This is a genomic window from Achromobacter sp., assembly GCF_036567245.1.
Classification (GTDB): Bacteria; Pseudomonadota; Gammaproteobacteria; order Burkholderiales; family Burkholderiaceae_B; genus Achromobacter.
In genome coordinates this window covers 1-17,100 of the sequence record NZ_DATCUY010000289.1, presented here as the reverse complement: position 1 = coordinate 17,100, position 17,100 = coordinate 1, and the positions used below count along the sequence as shown (strand labels likewise).

At 64.9% G+C, this 17,100-nt stretch carries 18 protein-coding genes; 9 read left to right on the top strand and 9 right to left on the bottom strand.

Annotated elements, in window-relative coordinates:
- From VIR09_RS12950 to VIR09_RS12935, 4 genes are all read left to right on the top strand, one after another.
- A partial coding sequence (locus VIR09_RS12950) for a lytic murein transglycosylase (protein ID WP_332013233.1) occupies window positions 1-1,294 on the top strand: 1,294 nt, incomplete at its 5' end.
- Window positions 1,294-1,896, top strand: coding sequence for a class I SAM-dependent methyltransferase (locus VIR09_RS12945; RefSeq protein ID WP_332013232.1), 603 nt, complete (start codon window positions 1,294-1,296; stop codon window positions 1,894-1,896). The genes VIR09_RS12950 and VIR09_RS12945, both read left to right, overlap by 1 nt.
- 108 nt (window positions 1,897-2,004) lie before the next feature.
- The gene (locus VIR09_RS12940) at window positions 2,005-2,571 is read left to right on the top strand and encodes a GNAT family N-acetyltransferase (RefSeq protein WP_332013231.1); all 567 of its coding nucleotides are present in this window, start codon (window positions 2,005-2,007) and stop codon (window positions 2,569-2,571) included.
- Between the two features lie 9 nt (window positions 2,572-2,580).
- Window positions 2,581-2,766, top strand: coding sequence for an oxidoreductase-like domain-containing protein (locus tag VIR09_RS12935; protein WP_332013230.1), 186 nt, complete (start codon window positions 2,581-2,583; stop codon window positions 2,764-2,766).
- A gap of 35 nt (window positions 2,767-2,801) precedes the next feature.
- Here the strand turns inward: VIR09_RS12935 and VIR09_RS12930 are convergent, their stop codons facing one another.
- The 7 genes from VIR09_RS12930 to VIR09_RS12900 form a co-directional block, all read right to left on the bottom strand.
- A complete protein-coding gene (locus VIR09_RS12930; RefSeq protein ID WP_332013229.1) occupies window positions 2,802-3,239 on the bottom strand; it encodes an acetyltransferase in 438 nt (145 codons plus the stop codon).
- Between the two features lie 63 nt (window positions 3,240-3,302).
- Window positions 3,303-5,042, bottom strand: a complete 1,740-nt coding sequence (locus tag VIR09_RS12925; protein ID WP_332013228.1) for a peptidase M14 — start codon at window positions 5,040-5,042, stop codon at window positions 3,303-3,305.
- A 34-nt stretch (window positions 5,043-5,076) separates the two neighbouring features.
- Window positions 5,077-5,946, bottom strand: a complete 870-nt coding sequence (locus VIR09_RS12920) for an ABC transporter permease (protein WP_332013227.1) — start codon at window positions 5,944-5,946, stop codon at window positions 5,077-5,079.
- A gap of 5 nt (window positions 5,947-5,951) precedes the next feature.
- Complete coding sequence (locus VIR09_RS12915) at window positions 5,952-6,875, bottom strand: ABC transporter permease (protein WP_013394895.1); 924 nt, start codon at window positions 6,873-6,875, stop codon at window positions 5,952-5,954.
- A gap of 211 nt (window positions 6,876-7,086) precedes the next feature.
- Window positions 7,087-8,619, bottom strand: coding sequence for an ABC transporter substrate-binding protein (locus tag VIR09_RS12910; protein ID WP_332013226.1), 1,533 nt, complete (start codon window positions 8,617-8,619; stop codon window positions 7,087-7,089).
- 54 nt (window positions 8,620-8,673) lie between these two features.
- Complete coding sequence (locus VIR09_RS12905; protein WP_332013225.1) at window positions 8,674-10,527, bottom strand: dipeptide ABC transporter ATP-binding protein; 1,854 nt, start codon at window positions 10,525-10,527, stop codon at window positions 8,674-8,676.
- Window positions 10,528-10,536: 9 nt separating this feature from the next.
- Window positions 10,537-11,049 carry a winged helix DNA-binding protein gene (locus VIR09_RS12900; protein WP_013394892.1) on the bottom strand — a complete coding sequence of 171 codons (513 nt, stop codon included), beginning with the start codon at window positions 11,047-11,049 and terminating at the stop codon, window positions 10,537-10,539.
- 436 nt (window positions 11,050-11,485) lie between these two features.
- Between VIR09_RS12900 and VIR09_RS12895 the strand changes: the two genes are divergently transcribed.
- From VIR09_RS12895 to VIR09_RS12880, 4 genes are all read left to right on the top strand, one after another.
- Complete coding sequence (locus VIR09_RS12895; RefSeq protein ID WP_332013224.1) at window positions 11,486-12,253, top strand: hypothetical protein; 768 nt, start codon at window positions 11,486-11,488, stop codon at window positions 12,251-12,253.
- A gap of 94 nt (window positions 12,254-12,347) precedes the next feature.
- Window positions 12,348-13,109, top strand: a complete 762-nt coding sequence (locus VIR09_RS12890) for a hypothetical protein (protein WP_332013223.1) — start codon at window positions 12,348-12,350, stop codon at window positions 13,107-13,109.
- Between the two features lie 534 nt (window positions 13,110-13,643).
- Window positions 13,644-13,949, top strand: a complete 306-nt coding sequence (locus VIR09_RS12885; protein WP_332013222.1) for a DUF4148 domain-containing protein — start codon at window positions 13,644-13,646, stop codon at window positions 13,947-13,949.
- Between the two features lie 75 nt (window positions 13,950-14,024).
- Window positions 14,025-14,342: a winged helix-turn-helix domain-containing protein gene (locus tag VIR09_RS12880; RefSeq protein ID WP_332013221.1), complete on the top strand. Its 318-nt coding sequence runs from the start codon at window positions 14,025-14,027 to the stop codon at window positions 14,340-14,342.
- Window positions 14,343-14,508: 166 nt separating this feature from the next.
- On the opposite strand, the gene VIR09_RS12875 is transcribed toward VIR09_RS12880, so the two are convergent.
- Together VIR09_RS12875 and VIR09_RS12870 are read right to left on the bottom strand one after the other, a co-directional pair.
- Entirely contained in the window at window positions 14,509-15,666 is a 1,158-nt protein-coding gene (locus VIR09_RS12875) for a porin (RefSeq protein WP_332013220.1), read from the bottom strand.
- 206 nt (window positions 15,667-15,872) lie between these two features.
- Window positions 15,873-16,346: an Lrp/AsnC family transcriptional regulator gene (locus tag VIR09_RS12870; protein WP_332013219.1), complete on the bottom strand. Its 474-nt coding sequence runs from the start codon at window positions 16,344-16,346 to the stop codon at window positions 15,873-15,875.
- 108 nt (window positions 16,347-16,454) lie between these two features.
- On the opposite strand from VIR09_RS12870, the gene VIR09_RS12865 reads away from it, so the two are divergent.
- Window positions 16,455-17,100 (top strand): aminotransferase class V-fold PLP-dependent enzyme (locus tag VIR09_RS12865; protein ID WP_332013218.1); only part of this gene is annotated, 646 nt, incomplete at its 3' end.

Genomic DNA, 17,100 nt, shown 5'->3' with positions numbered 1-17,100 from the left:
CGCCACCGCAGCTCCCGCAGCTACGGCCGCGCCCGCAGCAACCGCAGCCCCGGCCGCCACCGCCACTGTCGCTCCGACGGTCATCATCCCGACCGAACTCGACACCAAGGCCTGCATCGCCAAGCTGCGCAAAGGCGCCACGGCCAACGGCCTGACCGTCGCGGACTGGGACAAGTACACCGCCAACGCCAAGCTGCTGCCCACCACGGTCGCATCCGCCAAGGGCCAGCCCGAAGGCCGCGAAGCCTGGTGGGATTACATCGCCAAAACCGTGGACGAAGAGCGCGTGCGCGACGGCCTTGCCGTGCTCGCCAAGTACGGACCGCAGCTGTCGGCCATCAGCCAGCAGTACCAGGTGGACCCGGCTACGCTGGTCGCCATCTTCGGCATCGAGACCAACTACGGCCGACAGGTCGGCAAGACCAATGTGCTGGACGCATGGCTGACGCGCGCCTGCACCGAGAACAAGCAATTGTGGGAAAAGAACGCCTACGCCTCGGTGCGCCTGCTGCGTGACGGCGTGGTGCCGGCGGATAACTTCATCGGCTCCTGGAGCGGCGCCTTCGGCATGACGCAGTTCATCCCGACCTCGTTCTATGAACTGGCCGCTGACGGCGACGGCAACGGCAAGATCGACCTGTACAACTCGCTGCCCGACGCGTTGGCCTCGACCGCCAATCACCTGCGCAAGCGCCGCGCCAAGTGGACCCACAACCTGCCCGCCGTAATCGAAGTGCGCGTGCCGGCCGAGCTGGCCGCCGCCATCCCGGCCTCGCCCGACGCGGAATACGTGGGCTCGCAGGACCGCCGCACGATCGCCCAATGGGCCCAGGCCGGCCTGAAGCAGGGCAACGGCGCCGCGCTGAAGCTGCCCTCGGGCAACGAAGAGCAGGCCTATCTGTTCGCGCCCACCGGCTCCGCCGGCCCGGTGTTCCTGGCCACCGTGAATTTCGACGCCATCCTGCATTACAACCAGTCGCGCCGCTATGGCCTGGCGGTGTCGATGCTGCTCAACCGCCTGCAGGGCGGTCCGGACCTCGTCGCGGCCTGGCCCACGGACGACCCCGGCCTGTCGCGCGCGCAGATCAAGGAGCTGCAGGAGATGCTCTACGGCCTGGGCCATGACGTAGGCGTGGCTGACGGCATTCCGGGCAGCAAGACCCGCGATGCAGTGCGCGAAGAACAGGTCAAGCGCAAGCTGCCCGAGGACGGTCGCGTGGGCAAGCGCATCTACGATGCGATCAAGGCCACCTGGCCGCCCGCGGCGATCCAGGCCCGCCCGGCGGCCCAGTAATGACAGGGGCTGCCGGCACGCAGGGCTATGGCGAAAACGCCGCGGCCCTGGCAGACCAGTACGAGAGCATCGCGTTCGCGGACGTGCACCGCGACGTGGCGCACCTGATCCCCGCGGCGCCGTCGCGCATCGCCGACATAGGCGCGGGATCGGGGCGCGACGCCGCGGCGCTGGCGCGGATGGGCCATGCGGTGGTGGCGGCCGAACCCACCCCCGAATTGCGCCAGGAGGGTCAACGCCGCCACGCGCTGCCCAATCTGGAGTGGGTCGACGACGCCCTGCCCGAACTGGCTGTCCTGCGGCGCCAGGGCCGGGTGTTCGACGTGATCATGCTGACGGCCGTGTGGATGCATCTGGACGCCAATGAGCGCGGCCTGGGCATGCAGGCGCTGGCGGCGCTGCTGGCGCCGCAGGGCCAGATCCTGATGTCGCTGCGGCACGGCCCGGTGCCGCAAGGACGCCGCATGTTCGACGTGTCCGCGCAGGAAACGGTCGCGCTGGCAGCCGGCCACGGCCTGTCTTCGCACCATCTCAGTTCGCGTGACGACATGCTGGACCGCGCCGACGTGCGCTGGAGTTTCCTGGGCCTGCGCCGCGACTGACGACCGCACCCCGGGGCCGGCCTCGGCCTGGGGGATTCGTCCATTGGACGATGGGCCGGCAGGCCGGCCGCCGGTATCATGTGCGGCACCCCATCGCTTCCGCCTGCCATGTCCGCTACGCTACTTCCCGACATTTTCCAGACCGCCCGGCTGCACGCCCGGCGCATGGACGAAACCGATTTTTCCTTCATCGCCGCCATGCATGCGGACGAGCGCCTCATGGCCACCATGGGCGGCACCCGGACCGACTCGGCTAGCCGCCGCTATCTGCTGCAGAACGTCGAGCATTGGGCCGAGCAGGGCTACGGCATGTATGTGCTGGTTGACCGCGCCAGCGGCGCGCTGGCGGGCCGGGCAGGTTTGAAGCGCACCCAGTCGCGCGGCCGCGACGAGGTCGAGGTGGCCTATGCCTTCCTGCCCGCGAGCTGGGGCAAGGGATACGCCACGGAAATCGCCCAGGCGTTGCTGTCGCTGGGGTTCAAGCGGCTGTCCGTGGAGGCGCTGGCCGCCGTGGCGCTGGAAGAGAACACCGCGTCCTGCCGGGTGCTGGAAAAGTGCGGCATGCGCCAGATCGGCGGCGCGGGCGAGGGCGGCGCAGGCAAGCGCCGCTACGAAATCCGCCGCGCCGAATGGCCGCTGCCGGAGGCGGACGCCGCTGCCGGGCAACGGCGCTAAGATTCGGGTATGAGCACCAAGCAGATCCCCGCCGACGACCCGCAGCCCGTTCCGCCCGAAGCGCCCGCGCCCGAAGAATGTTGCAACAGCGGCTGCATACCCTGTGTCTATGACACCTATAACGAAGCCATGGACGACTACCGGGAAGCGCTGAAAGCCTGGCGAGCCAGGCATCCGGAGCAGTCCAAGGGCTAGACGCGCCTGTCAGGATGGACGGCGCCAGCAGGGCATCAGCCCGCCAGCTTCATGTGGATGATGGGACGGGGACGGCCCGATTCGTCCTGCGCCGAACGGCCCACGTCCTCGAAACCGTAGTGCTTGTAAAAGCCGTGTGCCTGGGGGTTTTGTTCGTTCACGTCCACCAGCAGGGTGCCGTGCAGCGAACGCGCGAAGTTCAGCAGGCGCCGGCCCGCTCCCTTGCCGCGCTTGTTGGCGTCCACGAACAGCATTTGGACCTTGTTGCCGTTCAAGCCCATGAAGCCGGCGACCTCGCCGGCATCGTCCTCACAGACCCAGACCCGCACCGAAGGCAGGTGGGTGTTGAGCACCTGCGGGTACATGGCCTGGATTTCCTTTTCCGTCAGGAACGTGTGGGTGGCGCGTACGGAACGGAGCCAGATGTCCACCAGGGCCAGATCATCGCCGTGGTTGCGTTCTCGGATATTCATTTTTCTAATGGTTTTACAGGTCGGGTGCCGGCGCGGTCCTTGTTTGCGCCGGGCTTTTTGCCGCTAGAGCCCTGCGCGGTAGAGCTCGGTCGCCGCCAGGACGGTTTCCATTTGCACAGTATGCGCGAAAACGAATCGGTCGCCGTAGACGGTTTCATCCGGAAACTCCGAAATCAGCGCCAGGGGCAGGTCTTCGCGGTCGCTTTCGCTGATCTGCACCGGGATGCCGTTCAGCACGTCGAATCCAGTTTCGAGCGCGTGCGCCTGGAATAGTTCAAGCTGCCGGGCATTGAACTCGACCAGGCCGGGGACGTTGCGGGCCAGCCTGGCGGTCACGCCTTCGATCAGGCGGCGGGCGCGATCGCCCCAGCCCGGGTGGTGGCGCAGCACCAGGAAGAAGCCCTTGGGGATGGTCCACAGCTCGAAGTGGCGCGGCAGGTAGCCGGACAGCGGCCGCGTCCATTCGTGGGCGGGATAGCCGTGCAGATTGATGTGCAGTTGCGCGCCGCTGATGGCGTGCGCCTGGTGACGGCCTTCGCGTTCGAAGAACGGGGCGCGTTCGCGGTAGGCAATGTCGTCGCCCAGCGCGCTGTAGCGCGAAGCGTGCAGCATGTGGCGCGGATGGTGCTCGCGCAGGCGGTTGAACAGCGCGTAGCCGTCCGGATTCTCGGCGGCGATCAGCGCGAAATGGGCGTCGCCGCGCGCGGCCAGTGTCTGCGCCGCGCGCAGGGCGCCGACCACGCCGGAGGTTTCATTGGCATGCTGCGCGCCCGAGATGAAGACGGCGGGACCCGGGCCGCGCAGGTAGGTGCCCAGCACCGGACGGCCCTGGCGCGAGACGGCCTGGAAGGCGTCGCCGCCGAAGGCGGCCATGCAGCCGGCGATCTGGCCGGCCGACAGCGGTTCGCGGACCTGGGCCAGCGGCGCATCGAGCGTGGCGGGAGCGACGGGCGTCAAGGCCCCGAAATGCTCCAGCGAGATCTGCACGCGCGCCGCGCCATCGTGGCGGCGGATGTCGGGAATGATCTGGCCCGGTTGCAGGCCGCGGTCGCCGGACGGGCGGCCGGAATGTTTCTGGAAGTGTTCCAGCAGCGAGAAATAGATGTCTTCGTGCAGCGCCTCGAAGGTGCTGACGATTTCCTCGTCCACCGGCAGGGCAAAGTCGATGCCCGGCAGGTCCACGCGGATTTCCAGGCGTTCGAAATAGGGCTCATGTGAGCCCCAGGCATGGTTGCGCACCGTGTCTACGATGGCGCGGAATGCCTGCTGGTACTCGGTGGCCTGGGCGGCATCGGTCTGCAGCGCGCCTTCGGCATCGCGCACGCGCAGCCAGCCGCTGGGCGACAGCTCTGGCGTGCCGTCCTGGGCGTGGCCGATCTGGTTGGGCGCGTAGACGCGCGTATCGATCTTGCGGCCGTCGGCGTAGCTCAGGCTGACGTCGTAGTGCAGGTCGCTGGCGCCGGCCTGCATGGTGACGTCCACGCCGTCCAGCAGCGCGATGAGCGGATAGGCTTCCAGCGTGAAGCGCTTGGCCTGGGCATGCTCGTGCAGCGGATAGCGCACCACGACGGACGCCAGCCCGTCACGTTCGACCTCTTCCAGGAAGTAGTGCAACAGCGGCTTGTAGGCGCTGCGAAAGCGCGCCGTGACGCCGACCTGCGCCAGGCGCTCCTGCGCCGCGCGGCGCGCCTCCACGCCTTCGAACAGCCAGCCTTCCACGACCGCGCCGCGCCAGGCCGGCGCCATGTAGGCGTGGGTCCAGGCGTCCAGCGTGCGGTCGAATGTTTTTTCCAGCAAAGACATACTCGATATTCCTTTCAGGCGGACCGGGGCGGCTTCAGACCTTGCCGGTCGGGTCCAGGCGGTCGCGCAGCCAGTCGCCCAGCAGGTTCAGGCCCAGTACCGTCAGCATGATGGCCAGGCCCGGGAAGACGCTGACCCACCAGGCCGTCTGCATGTAGGTGCGGCCGTCGGCAAGCATACCGCCCCAGCTGGGGATCATGGGATCCACGCCCAGGCCCAGGAAGGTCAGGCTGCTTTCCAGCAGGATGTTGTTGGCGACGTTCAGGGTCATCAGGATGACCAGCGGACCCAGCAGGTTGGGCACGATGTGGTGGCGGATCATGGCCAGGTCGCGCACGCCGAAGGCGCGGGCGGCCAGCACGAACTCGCGTTCGCGCAGGGCCAGGACCTGGGCGCGCACCAGGCGCGCGTATTGCACCCACTGCGACACGATCATGAAGAAGATGACGTTGAACAGGCCGCCGCCCAGGATGGCGATGAAGGTGATGGCCACCAGGATGAACGGCAGCGCCAGTTGCACGTCGGCGAAGCGCATCACGATCATGTCCCAGAAGCCGCGGTAGTAGCCGGCGATCAGGCCCATGACGATGCCCAGCAAGGCGCCGCCGATGACCGAGACGAAGCCCACCGTCAGCGAGATCTTGCCGCCGACGATGACGCGCGCCAGCACGTCGCGGCCCAGCGGATCGGTGCCGAAGGGATGCGCCGCCGAGGCAAAGGGCGCGGTCAGGCGGGCAGCCAGGTCCATGGCTTCGCCGCCGTCGGGGAATAGCCAGCCCGAGGTCAGCACCAGCAGGATCATGGCGCCGGTCAGCAGCGCGCCCAGCACGAATTCCAGCGAGCGGTAGCGGCTGCGGGGCTTGGCCGCCTTGGGGGCGGCGGCGGTGGGGGTAGTAGTCTGCATAAGGCTCAGCGCGTGCGGATGCGGGGGTCGACGATGCCGTAGGCGATGTCGACGATCAGGTTGACCAGGACGATGACGGTGGCCAGCACGGTGACCGTGCCCTGCAGCACCGGGTAGTCGCGGCCGGAGATGGCGTCGAACGCCAGCGTGCCCAGGCCGGGCCAGTTGAAGACCATTTCAATCACGACGATGCCGCCGATCAAGCCGCCGAACTGCAAGCCCAGGTAGGTGATGAGCGGAATCGCGCAGTTGCGCAGCGCGTGCTTGTACAGCACCACGCGTTCCTTCAGGCCCTTGCTGCGCGCCACCATGATGTATTGCGCCGACAGCGTTTCCAGCATGGTGGTGCGCACCAGGCGGATGTTGGTGGCGCTGAGGATGATGGCCATCGTCAGCGACGGCAGCACCAGGCTGGCGGGACCGCTCCAGCCGGAAGGCGGCAACAGCGGGAAGGTAATCGACAGCAGCAGCACCAGCATCAGCGCCAGCCAGAAGTTGGGGAAGGACAGCCCCACCAGCGACAGGATGCGGATGGCCTGGTCCGTGGCCTTGCCGCGCTTGATCGCAGCCTGGATGCCCAGCGGCAACGAGATCAGGATGGATGCCAGCAGCGAGGTGAAGGCCAGCATCAGCGTGGCGGGCAGGGCGTCGCCTATCAGCTTGGCAACGGACGTGCCGCCCATGAAGCTGCGGCCGAAATCACCGTGCAGCAGCCCCTGCATATAAGACAGGTATTGCTCGTGGAAGGGCCGGTTCAGGCCCAGCGCCTGGCGGATATTGGCCAGGTCCTGCTCGGTGACGCTGCCCGAGCCCTGGCTGAGCATCAGCGCGGGGTCGCCGGTCAGGCGCACGGCATAGGAGACGAGCAAGGTCACGGCCACGATCACGAAGACGGCCTGCAACACGCGTTTGATGAGAAATCCGGTCATAAATCACCACCCCGGCTTGCGCCGGAACGGTCGGTGGGGTTAATGCGTCAAGGCAGCGCCAATGCCATTTGAAAGCTGCTTTTCGGTTGTTCATGGCACCATCGCACCACTTGCAACCGGTCTAGCCCCAGCGGGATGCCGCGGAGCCGGGCTCTGCCGGTCCGCTGGCATGCCCCCCTGGGGGGGAAGCGCGTAGCGCTTCGGGGGGGCCTTACTCCACAGCGGCGTTCAGGAAGCGGAAGCGGATGTCGCCCGGGACTTCCAGATCCTTCACGCGCTTGTTCACGCCGACAATCGTATTCAGGCTGTACAGCGGCAGTTCCAGCGCCTGGTCGGCCACGTAGCCGGCGATCTCCTGCAGCATGGCTTCGCGCTTCTTCACGTCGTAGACCGTGCGCTGCGCTTCCAGCATGCCGTTGAGCTTGGCGTCGTTGTCGTACGGGTTCCACTTCTGGCCCGTGTGGTACATCAGGTAGGCCGTGTTGTCGTAGTCATAGGTCCAGCCGCCCCACTGGTTCTGCCACATCTCGCCGGTCTTGCCGCCCGGGATGATGTCATTGAGCAGCACGCCGGTTTCATACGGCTTGATCGTGGCGCGCACGCCCACGCCTTGCAGGTAGCCCGACACGGCCTGGGCCACTTCGCGGAAGTTCGAATCGCTGCCGCGCACATCGATCTGCACGGTCGCGCCCGGCTTCACGCCTGCGGCGGCCAGCAGCTTCTTGGCTTCGGCGGGGTTGAAGGGCAAGGGCTTTTGCTCGGGGTTGTAGCCGAACGACTGCGGGCCCTGGAAGCTGGCGATGGTCTTGGCCTGGCCCAGCAGCAGCTGCTTGACGATGGCGTCGCGGTCCACCGCCATGATCAGCGCGCGGCGCACGTCGCGGTTCTGCGTGATGCCGTTCTTGGTGTTGTAGCGCAGGGCAAAGGCAACCGGGCCGCCCGTGGAGATGACGTCGGCGTTGCCGGACTTCTTCACGGTTTCGATCAGGCCCAGCGGGATCAAGGTGGCGATGTCGATGCGGCCGGCCTGCAGTTCGGCCACCTGGGTGCCGGGTTCGCCGATGAAGCGGTAGACCACCTTGTCCAGCTTGGGCTTGCCGCCCCAGTAGTCGTCGTTGCGCGCCAGCGTCACGTTGACCTTGGGCTGATAGCTTTCGAACTTGAACGGGCCGGTGCCTACCGGGTTGATGTTGAAGTTGTCCTCGCCCTTTTCCTTGATGTACTTGGGCGGCACGATCATGGCGCCGTAGCCGGCCAGCTTGGTCAGCAGGACGGGGTCGGGCTGCTTCAGGATGAAGTCCACGGTGTACTCGTCCACGACCTTGATCTCGCCGATCGAGTCGTAGTTGGCCTTTTGCGGACCCTTGGCGCCTTCCGCGCCCAAGAGGCGTTCGAAGGTGAACTTCACGGCCTCGGCGTTGAAGGGTTCGCCGTTGTGGAACTTGACGCCTTCGCGCAGCTTGAAGCGCAGGCGCTTGTTGTCGTCCAGGTATTCCCAGCTGGTGGCCAGGCCCGGTTGCAGCTTCAGGTCGGCGCCGCGCATGGTCAGGCCGTCATACAGGTTGCTGCCGACCGAACCCCAGAAGGTCACGAAGGTGTCGATCGGGTCCCAGCTGCCCGGGTCCTGGTTGATGGCGACGTTGAGCGTGCCGGCGGCGTGCGCGGTCGAGAAGACCGCGGGCAGCGCGCCGCCCAGCGCCAAAGCCAGGGCGGTGACGGTGTAGGTTTTGCGTAGGGAGAGCATGTTCAACTCCAGGGACGGGAAGTCGGGTCGGCCGACGTGGAAAAGGGATGCGGCTCAAGCCGCGCGGGCCACCTGGTGGCCGGGCGCGAATTCAACCAGGGGAATGATGGCGGGCTCGTCGCCGACGTGCCTTACCGGGCTGGGGATCTCGCCTTCGATCAGCGAGGTGTCGATATGGCGGCCGGGCTCGGCCACCGGCACGGCGGCCAGCAGCTTGCGCGTGTACGCGTGTTGTGGCGATTCGAAAATCTGGCGGCGGGTGCCCAGTTCGACGATCTGGCCCAGGTACAGGACCGCGACGCGGTGGCTGACTTTCTCCACCACCGCCATGTCGTGCGTGATGAACAGATAGGACAGGCCGCGGTCCTTCTGCAGGTCCATCAGCAGGTTCAGGATCTGCGCCTGGATCGATACGTCCAGCGCCGACACGGATTCGTCGGCGATGATCAGCTTGGGATTGCTGGCCAGCGCGCGCGCGATGCACACGCGCTGGCGCTGGCCGCCCGAGAATTCATGCGGATAGCGCTTGGCGTGTTCCGGCTTCAGGCCGACCTGCTCCAGCAGTTCGCCGATGCGGCGGGCGATGGCGTCCTCGCCGCTCAGGAGGCCGTGCGTGCGGATGGGCTCGGCAATGCTGAAGGCCACCGTCTTGCGCGGATCCAGCGAAGCGTAGGGATCCTGGAAGATGTACTGGATCTCCTGGCGCAGGCGCTGGCGGCCGGCGCTGTCCATCGAGAAAATGTCCTGGCCGTTGTAGCGCACGGCGCCCGAGGTCGGCGCCACCAGCTGCTGCAAGGTCTTGCCGATGGTGGACTTGCCGCTGCCGGATTCGCCCACCAGCGCCAGGGTTTCGCCGGGATAGACGTCGAAGCTCACTTCTTCCACGGCGTGCACGCGGTGCGTGACGCGGCCGAAGAAATTGTGGCCCACGTCGAAGCGCGTGGTCAGCTTCTCCACGCGCAGCACGGGCTCGTCGTAGCGCGCCGTGTCCTGCTCGCGGGTTTCGCCCACTTCTCGCAGCGTGTCGCCTTCCAGCACGGTCTGCGGCGTGCGCAGCGGCAGGTCGCGGCCCGTGAGGCTGCCCAGGCGCGGCACCGCCGCCAGCAGCGCGCGGGTGTAGGGATGCTTGGGCGCGTTGAAGATTTCGTCCACCGTGCCTTGCTCGACCTTCTTGCCGCGCAGCATCACCACCACGTCGTCGGCCATTTCCGCCACCACGCCCATGTCGTGCGTGATGAAGATCACGGCCGTGCCCAGATCGCGCTGCAGCTCGCGGATGGTGTTCAGGATCTGCGCCTGGATGGTGACGTCCAGCGCCGTGGTCGGTTCGTCGGCGATCAGCAGGCGGGGCTGGCACGACAACGCCATCGCGATCATCACGCGCTGGCGCATGCCGCCCGACAGTTGGTGCGGATAGCGGTCCAGCATCTGTTCGGCGTCGGGCAGGCGCACCTTTTCCAGCAGCTTGCACGCCGACTGGCGCGCGGCTGAGCGCGACAGCTGCTGGTGCAGCATGATGGCCTCGATGATCTGGTCGCCGATGGTGAACACCGGGTTCAGCGAGGTCATCGGCTCCTGGAAGATCATCGCAATGTCATTGCCGCGGATGGCGCGCATGTCTTCATCGGAGGCCGCGGTCAGGTCGATCTCGCGGTCGGCGCTGTCGCGGAACAGGATCTGGCCCGTGGCGATGCGGCCACTTGTGTAGTCCGTCAGGCGCATGATGGCCATGGACGTGACCGACTTGCCCGAGCCCGACTCGCCGACGATGGCCAGCGTCCTGCCGGGGCGTACCTCGAAATCCAGGTTGTCGACGGCGCGGAACACGCCGTTTTCGGTATTGAAGTCGACCGACACGCCGCGCACGGACAGCAGCGGGGCGGAAGTGGATGCAGTAGTGCTAGACAACGTGGATTCTCACAGCGAGGTGGCGGCGCGGGCAGCCTGGTCGTACAGGCCCGAAAGGGCGCGCAGGGTGTTGGCCAGCTGATGGCTGGCTTCGTCCGCGGCGGGGGAGTCGATGAAGGGTTTGACGAGGCACTGCTCGCGCACCTCGGCGTAGCGCTGGATCGCGGCCGCGCCGGCGTCGGTCGCGGTGTAGATCACTTCCTTGCCCGTCTTGGCGCTTTGCACCACGCCCAGGCGCTCCAGCTTCTTCAGTGAATAGTTCACCAGGTGGGTGTCTTCGACATTGAGCGTGAAGCAGATGTCCGCCAGTTTCTTGCCCCGGCCGCGATGGAACACGTGGTTCAGCACCAGGATGTCCAGCGAGGTCAGCTCGGGCAGTCCCGCACAGGCCATGCAGCGCACCATCCAGCGGTTGAACGCATGCGAGGCAATGATCAGGCCGAACTCGACTTCGGAAAGCTCGGGAGCTGAAGAGGCCAGGTGGGAGGAGGAAACAATGGCGTCCCGGACGGATACAGGCATGGGCTGGCAGGGGAAGGGGACGGATCGGCGATAAAACGTTGGCGAATTATTGACGATTTGTTGATGTGGTCGTATCCGGGATAACCCGTGTGCAACCAGCCGGTGTGCGAACTTGGGCAGTCTCCGGACATATTTGAGAACGTCTATTTTTCGGTGAGATTGGCGGATGACCAAGCGCTGGATCCCGCAAGGCGTAAAGACAAGGGAGCATTAAGAAAGGTGGTTGCCTGCCGTTAGTGACTGATAGAAGAAACCAAGCCAAGTTCCTTGCCGGTATGGCAGCGCGCGCGAATCAAGATGCCGGGCTGCTTCTTCTACATATGAAAATGCAGCCTGGCTTTTTTGTTTGCTCCGACCTGGCAACCTCTCGCCAGGACAAGCCAGCCGCCAGGCTGGCCCCGAAGCGCGGGGATGATCTGCGCAAGTGGAGCAAGACGTGCGGCAAAAACTACCAATACTGCGGGTCATCCGCCAAACCCTCGATTATCTGGGCGACCGTGGCGGACCGTTGATCGGGGCGTCACCGTTGTTGATCCTGATCATGCTGGCGGGCATCGCGCTGGGCATGCACCTGAACTACATGGCGTATGTCGAACAGAGCAAGCTGCTGGAACTGACAGGCTGGCTGGTGAGCACGGCCGCGCCGGTACTGGCGGCGGTGGCTTGGCATCGATGCATTCTGCTGGGCGAGACGCCGCCCGCGCGCATCCTGGCGGGTAAGCCCGAGCGCATGTATTTCATTGTGCTGTTCGTGAGTGCCGCCTTGATGTTCGTGATGGCGCTGCTGGCCTACGTCGTGATGCTGTTTGCGCAAGGGCCGGATGGCCCGCATTGGCTCGGCGTTGTGTTGGTGTTGCCGTTGGTGCTGGCGCCATGCTTTTTGCTGGGCTACTTCTTCCTGGCCTTGCCGCACGCGGCCTTGACCGGAACGGTGGACATACCGCGGATCGCGGCCTTGGTGCGAGGCAACCGCTTGCGCCTGCTGGCCGTGGCCGCGCTACCCATACCGCTGTTGCTGCTGCTGGACGCCGCCAGGATCTTTGTGTTGCAGGTGCCGCGCGCGCCGGGCATCGCCTACTACTTGTACACCGCCATTGCGACATTCGCCGCCACCCTGATTTCCGTGACCTCAATGTCAGTCAGTTATCGCACCTTGGCGCTCACGCCCATGGAAGAGGGGGGCGAACCGCTGCCCAATTCATGAGGGTGCCTTGGCTCTCGCCTTCTTGTACGGCGGTTTCATGAATCCCTGCTGGTCCAACGCCGGTTTGATGATTTCCTATTTTTTGAGTTGAGACATGAAGAAGTTGCTTTCTATCGTTCTTATTTTCCTGAGCGGTTGCGCAGTCAAGCAGCCGCCGCCCAAGTACCAACTGGACAAGCAGGCCAATCAAGCCCTGATCCAGTCCGGCAAACCGGTGGAAATTTTCTATCACGGTGACGATTTCGTGGTCATGGACCTGGGCGGATCGCAATCGGCCGGCTTGCTCGGTATTCTCGGGCCGGTAGGTCTTTTGGTCGGCCTGACGGCACACGCGGCGCACAAACTGGACTTCAAGGCGCGTACCGAACGCCGTTCCGAGGAGTTTTCCAAGCTGATTGGCGAGAACATTCCGGATCAGAGCATCAACCAGGCTTTCGCGCGGCAGATAGGCGACTTGCTTGCCAAGGATGGCCGGGAAGTGAAGGTCACGAAGGTGACGCGTCCCTCGGGCAGTGACGACCTGGCGGCGAGCGTGTCCGAGGACCTGACGCCCACCGAAGGGCATATGCAACTCCTTTTGCGGCTGAGCACCGGATATGCGGCTGCCTCCGCGACGGATAGCTACAAGCCCATGACCGTCATCGAATACGCGTTGAAGGACGAGGATGGAAAGGCGCTCATGTCGCGATCTTTCAATCGCTTCTACGGCGAGTCCGACAAGACTTTCCTTACCTACGCAGGCTTGATTGAAGACTACAAAGGCGCGCATGGCGAACTGGGCGCAAGGCTGAGCTATTGGAGCGAGCCGGTCTACACCGAGATATTCCGCTTTCCGGATCAAGCCGCGGCGGAGTAGGTATGTTTTGCGTAGAAAGAACAGACCTCACAGAAAATAAGTGAGGCCGCTGGCCCGCGGGAGGGCCACTTTGGTACTTGGTGCCATACGGGTTTGTCTTGAAGTTCTGGAGGATCATGAAGTTCGTCAAAAAAAAATACCTTACGCCCTGAAGCGCGCCGTTTTCCGCGCTTCTCCGGTTCTTGCCAGGATACTGGGCCTTGATTTCCGCTTGCGGGTGCCTAGCCGGATGTTCATGGAGCAAGAGGTTTTCGAGTATCTCAACCAACATTTCCGGCGCGGCGCAGCGGCGTAGCGGGCATGGCGGGTGCGCGCCACATCGTGGCGGACGAGTTCCAGCATTGCTATGTGTTCCTGAGGCCGCGGCGTCCCGGATTCGCGGAGCAGGGCCTGGCTTGGTAGCGGCATGGTGGGCGTGTTTGCGCCCTTGCCGCCTACCATTTCAAAAAAGTAATCCCGCTATCCGCTTTCTGTCTGCATCACCTTCCTAGAATTTGATCGTGCAGTCCCCTCCACGATACATAGGAATTAAGCATGCAGATGATCCGCAAAGCCGCATTGATCCTGGCGCTGTCGGCCGCCGCCACCGGCGCGGCGCTGGCGCAGTCCGCGCCGCCTTCCGCTGGTTCGGCCAATCCCTACGGCCCCTCGTTGACGCGTGCCGAAGTGCTTGCCGACCTGGCGCTATGGAAGCGCGCGGGCGTGGACCGGTTCTGGCGCGGCGAAGAGACGCCAGATATTTACAGCCCGGAGTACAAGGCTGCATTTACTGAATACTTCCGTCTGCGCTCGGGGCCGGAGTACCAGGCCGAAGTGCAGCGCCAGAACGCGCTGCGCTGATAGCCGGCTGGCGCGGCGGGAGAGCCCGGCGTGGCTGAGTCCTCCGTAATCAATCCTCCCGAGTCCACTCCCAGGTTGCAGCTTGCCGACCTGGAGCTGGACTTGTTGCGTTGCCGCGCGTACCGCAACCGGCAGTTCCTGCCGCTGACACCCAAGGAGTTCGGCTTGCTGGCTTTCCTGATGCAGCGGCCCGGCGTGGCGTGCGTGGGATGGGAGCTTGCCGAGCAGGTCTGGAAAATGAAGCTGCATATTCACGACAAGCGCAATTTCAAGTCCCATGCCGTTGCGGTCGCGATGCGCCGGCTGCGTAAAAAAGTCGACGCCGGTTCAGGGCCCAAGCTGCTGCATACGATACGGGGCGGCAGCTACATGCTAACGGAAGGCGCGCTGTGACCTGCGCCGGTCCTTGAACGGCGGGCGTCCGGCAGCCAAGTGCCGCGCGATACCAGGGAAAAAAAGCGCGCACCGGAAAGGCGCGCGGCGATCATCAGGCCTTCCCTTCGCGGAGGAGGGCACGATCAAGGGATTTCCTGCTTGCAGCGTTTTATGAAAGCTGGCGCTAGAAGCGATGGCGGATGCCCATGTTCACCTCGGTCGCCTTGGCGTTGTCCAGGAAGGCCCAATTGGTGGTGTAGGACGCCACCGCATACAGATCGGTGCGCTTGGACAGGTTGTAGTTGTAGCCCAGGCTGTAGGTGTTGCTGGTGGCATCGCCGCCGGTAAGCTGCTTGTTGTTGGCGTCGGCGCGCTGCCACGATGCGAACGCGCCGCCCGATTTGCCGACCGGGGCGGCCAGCGCCAGCATGTAGGCGTTGGAGCGGAAGCCCTTGACGAAGGCGTAGGACGGCGTGCCGGTAAATCCGCCGATGTTGCCGCCGTTGGGGAAGCCCTTGCCGGCGAACCAGCCGTCGGTCATGCGGTTGTAGGCCAGCGCCACCTTGACGACTTCAAAGTCGTAAGAGCCGCCGATGATGTAGGAACGCGGCGTGGCATCGGTCTGGCTCTGGCTTAGCTTGTTCGAGGCGTTGAGTTGGTCGTAGGTGGCAAAGCCCATGACCGGGCCATTGTCGTAGCGCAGGCCTGCCGTGATGGCGCGGGTGTTGTCGGCGGTGGCGAAGCCGGTCTGGGCGAGGCGGCGGTCGTCGGCGTTGAAGGCGTAGCCCAGGGCGCCCTTGAATCCGCCCATGGACGGGGTTTCATAGACGATCAGGTTGTCGTAGCGCACGAAGTAGGCCGAGCTGAAGCCCAGGCCGGCGCCGGTGTTCAATTGATTGAAGCCGCCGCCGAACGACGAACCGAACATGCCGGTGAAGTAGCGCGCGGCGACGTTGTATTGCCGGCCCAGGCGGACCTCGCCCCAGTCGGCGCTGCCCAGGCCCACCGTGGCTTCGCGGCCGAACAGGCGGCCGCTTTGCAGCGAATTGCCGTTGCGGCTGTCGTAGCCGGACTCCAGCTGGAAGAGCGCATACAGGCCGTCGCCCAGGTCTTCCTTGCCGCGCAGGCCCCAGCGCGAACCCGCGGTGGTGCCGGTGGTGGATCCGATGCGGCTGCTGTCGACGCGGGTGCGGTTGCCGGTGGCGGGATCGGTGTAGGCGCCGTCGACGTTGGCGTAACCGATGCCGGTATCGATAAGGCCATAGAGAGTGACGGAAGAGGGCTGCGCATAGGCGGCGCCGGACAGTGCCGTGGCGGCCGCCGCGGCGTATAGCTTTTTCATTGTGGACTCCGTGAGCAGGGAAGATCGATATGCGTCACACCGACCGGAAGCCACGGGGACATGTCTTCTGGCGGATTGGCAGGGCCAGTGTGAATGCCGCCGCCCGACAATCCGCGGTCAATGGAATTACAAATCCGATCGTCCCGTCATCACGGTTTTGTCATGTCCGCATGGGTCGCGCGTCCCATGCGTCATGCTCACCGGGCTTACCCCTCCAGGCCTGCCAGATCCGGCGGCCGGTTCTCGATGATCGCTTCCATGCTGAAGAACCCCGTCACCGTCGACAGCTCGAAATCCGTGATCAGCTTCTGGTAGAAGCGGTCGTACCCGGCCATGCCGCGGCAGACCACCTTGATGAGGTAGTCCCAGTCGCCGCCGATGCGATAGAACTCGGTCACTTCGGGCAGGCGCCCCACGTGTTGCCGGAAACCATCGGCCCAGGCCTTGGCGTGGTGGCTGGTGCGGATCATTACGAAGACCGTCAGGTCCAGCCCCAGTTCGACCAGGTTGACCTCGGCCCGGGTGCCGCGAATGATGCCGCAGGCGTTCAGGCGCTGCAGCCTGCGCCAGCACGCGTTTTGCGACAGGCCGACGCGATCGGCCAGCTCGCGCTGCGATAGCGCGCCGTCCTTTTGCAGGCACGAGATAATATTCAGATCAAACTTGTCTATTTTTTCCATTTGAAAGATCAAATGACCCAATATTGGTGAATTTAGGCAAAATTTAGGTGAGGTTTTAAATTTCCTCCCATCGTATGATATTTGGACGTTCCCAGGAATATCCTCGACATGAATACGACCACCAAAACAACCGCCGCGCCGGCCACGCCTTTACAGCAATTTCAAGCAAGCCTGAAGGCGGACGACGTCGCCGCGGCGCTGGCCGAAGGCCTGATCGGTAAGGATGCGGTGGTCGATGGCCCCTATGGCGTCAAACCGCTGGTCTATGCGGACTATGTTGCGTCCGGCCGGGCGCTGATGCAGGTCGAGCGCTTCATCCTTGAGCAGGTGCTGCCGTACTACGCCAACTCGCATACCGAGGCGTCTTATTGCGGCGGTTTCATTACCCGGCTGCGCCGTGAGGCGCGCGCGGCGATTGCGCGCTGCTGCGGCGCGGGCGATGAGCACGCGGTGATTTTTGCGGGCTCGGGCGCGACGGCGGGGATCAACCGGCTGGTGCATCTGTTCGGCGTGCGCGAGGCCATCGCCGCCGGCAACAAGGTCCGCGTCATCATCGGACCCTACGAACATCATTCCAACATCCTGCCCTGGCGCGAATGCGGCGCGGAAATCGTCGAACTGGCGGAAAGCGCGGCAGGCGGCCCTGACCTCGCGCAGCTGGACGCGGCGCTGCAAGCCGGCGAGGGCGCGCTGGTGGTCTGCGCGCTGTCGGCGGCTTCAAACGTGACCGGCATCGTGGCCGACGTGGCGGGGG

What these genes read in the sequence shown, in the direction of transcription:
- VIR09_RS12945 (WP_332013232.1), top strand. Translation starts at nt 1,294, where the DNA reads ATGACAGGGGCTGCCGGCACGCAGGGCTATGGCGAAAACGCCGCGGCC.
- VIR09_RS12915 (WP_013394895.1), bottom strand. Translation starts at nt 6,875, where the DNA reads ATGACCGGATTTCTCATCAAACGCGTGTTGCAGGCCGTCTTCGTGATC.
- VIR09_RS12885 (WP_332013222.1), top strand. Translation starts at nt 13,644, where the DNA reads ATGCAGATGATCCGCAAAGCCGCATTGATCCTGGCGCTGTCGGCCGCC.
- VIR09_RS12900 (WP_013394892.1), bottom strand. Translation starts at nt 11,049, where the DNA reads ATGCCTGTATCCGTCCGGGACGCCATTGTTTCCTCCTCCCACCTGGCC.
- VIR09_RS12890 (WP_332013223.1), top strand. Translation starts at nt 12,348, where the DNA reads ATGAAGAAGTTGCTTTCTATCGTTCTTATTTTCCTGAGCGGTTGCGCA.
- VIR09_RS12925 (WP_332013228.1), bottom strand. Translation starts at nt 5,042, where the DNA reads ATGTCTTTGCTGGAAAAAACATTCGACCGCACGCTGGACGCCTGGACC.
- VIR09_RS12930 (WP_332013229.1), bottom strand. Translation starts at nt 3,239, where the DNA reads ATGAATATCCGAGAACGCAACCACGGCGATGATCTGGCCCTGGTGGAC.
- VIR09_RS12940 (WP_332013231.1), top strand. Translation starts at nt 2,005, where the DNA reads ATGTCCGCTACGCTACTTCCCGACATTTTCCAGACCGCCCGGCTGCAC.
- VIR09_RS12875 (WP_332013220.1), bottom strand. Translation starts at nt 15,666, where the DNA reads ATGAAAAAGCTATACGCCGCGGCGGCCGCCACGGCACTGTCCGGCGCC.
- VIR09_RS12870 (WP_332013219.1), bottom strand. Translation starts at nt 16,346, where the DNA reads ATGGAAAAAATAGACAAGTTTGATCTGAATATTATCTCGTGCCTGCAA.
- VIR09_RS12910 (WP_332013226.1), bottom strand. Translation starts at nt 8,619, where the DNA reads ATGCTCTCCCTACGCAAAACCTACACCGTCACCGCCCTGGCTTTGGCG.
- VIR09_RS12935 (WP_332013230.1), top strand. Translation starts at nt 2,581, where the DNA reads ATGAGCACCAAGCAGATCCCCGCCGACGACCCGCAGCCCGTTCCGCCC.
- VIR09_RS12920 (WP_332013227.1), bottom strand. Translation starts at nt 5,946, where the DNA reads ATGCAGACTACTACCCCCACCGCCGCCGCCCCCAAGGCGGCCAAGCCC.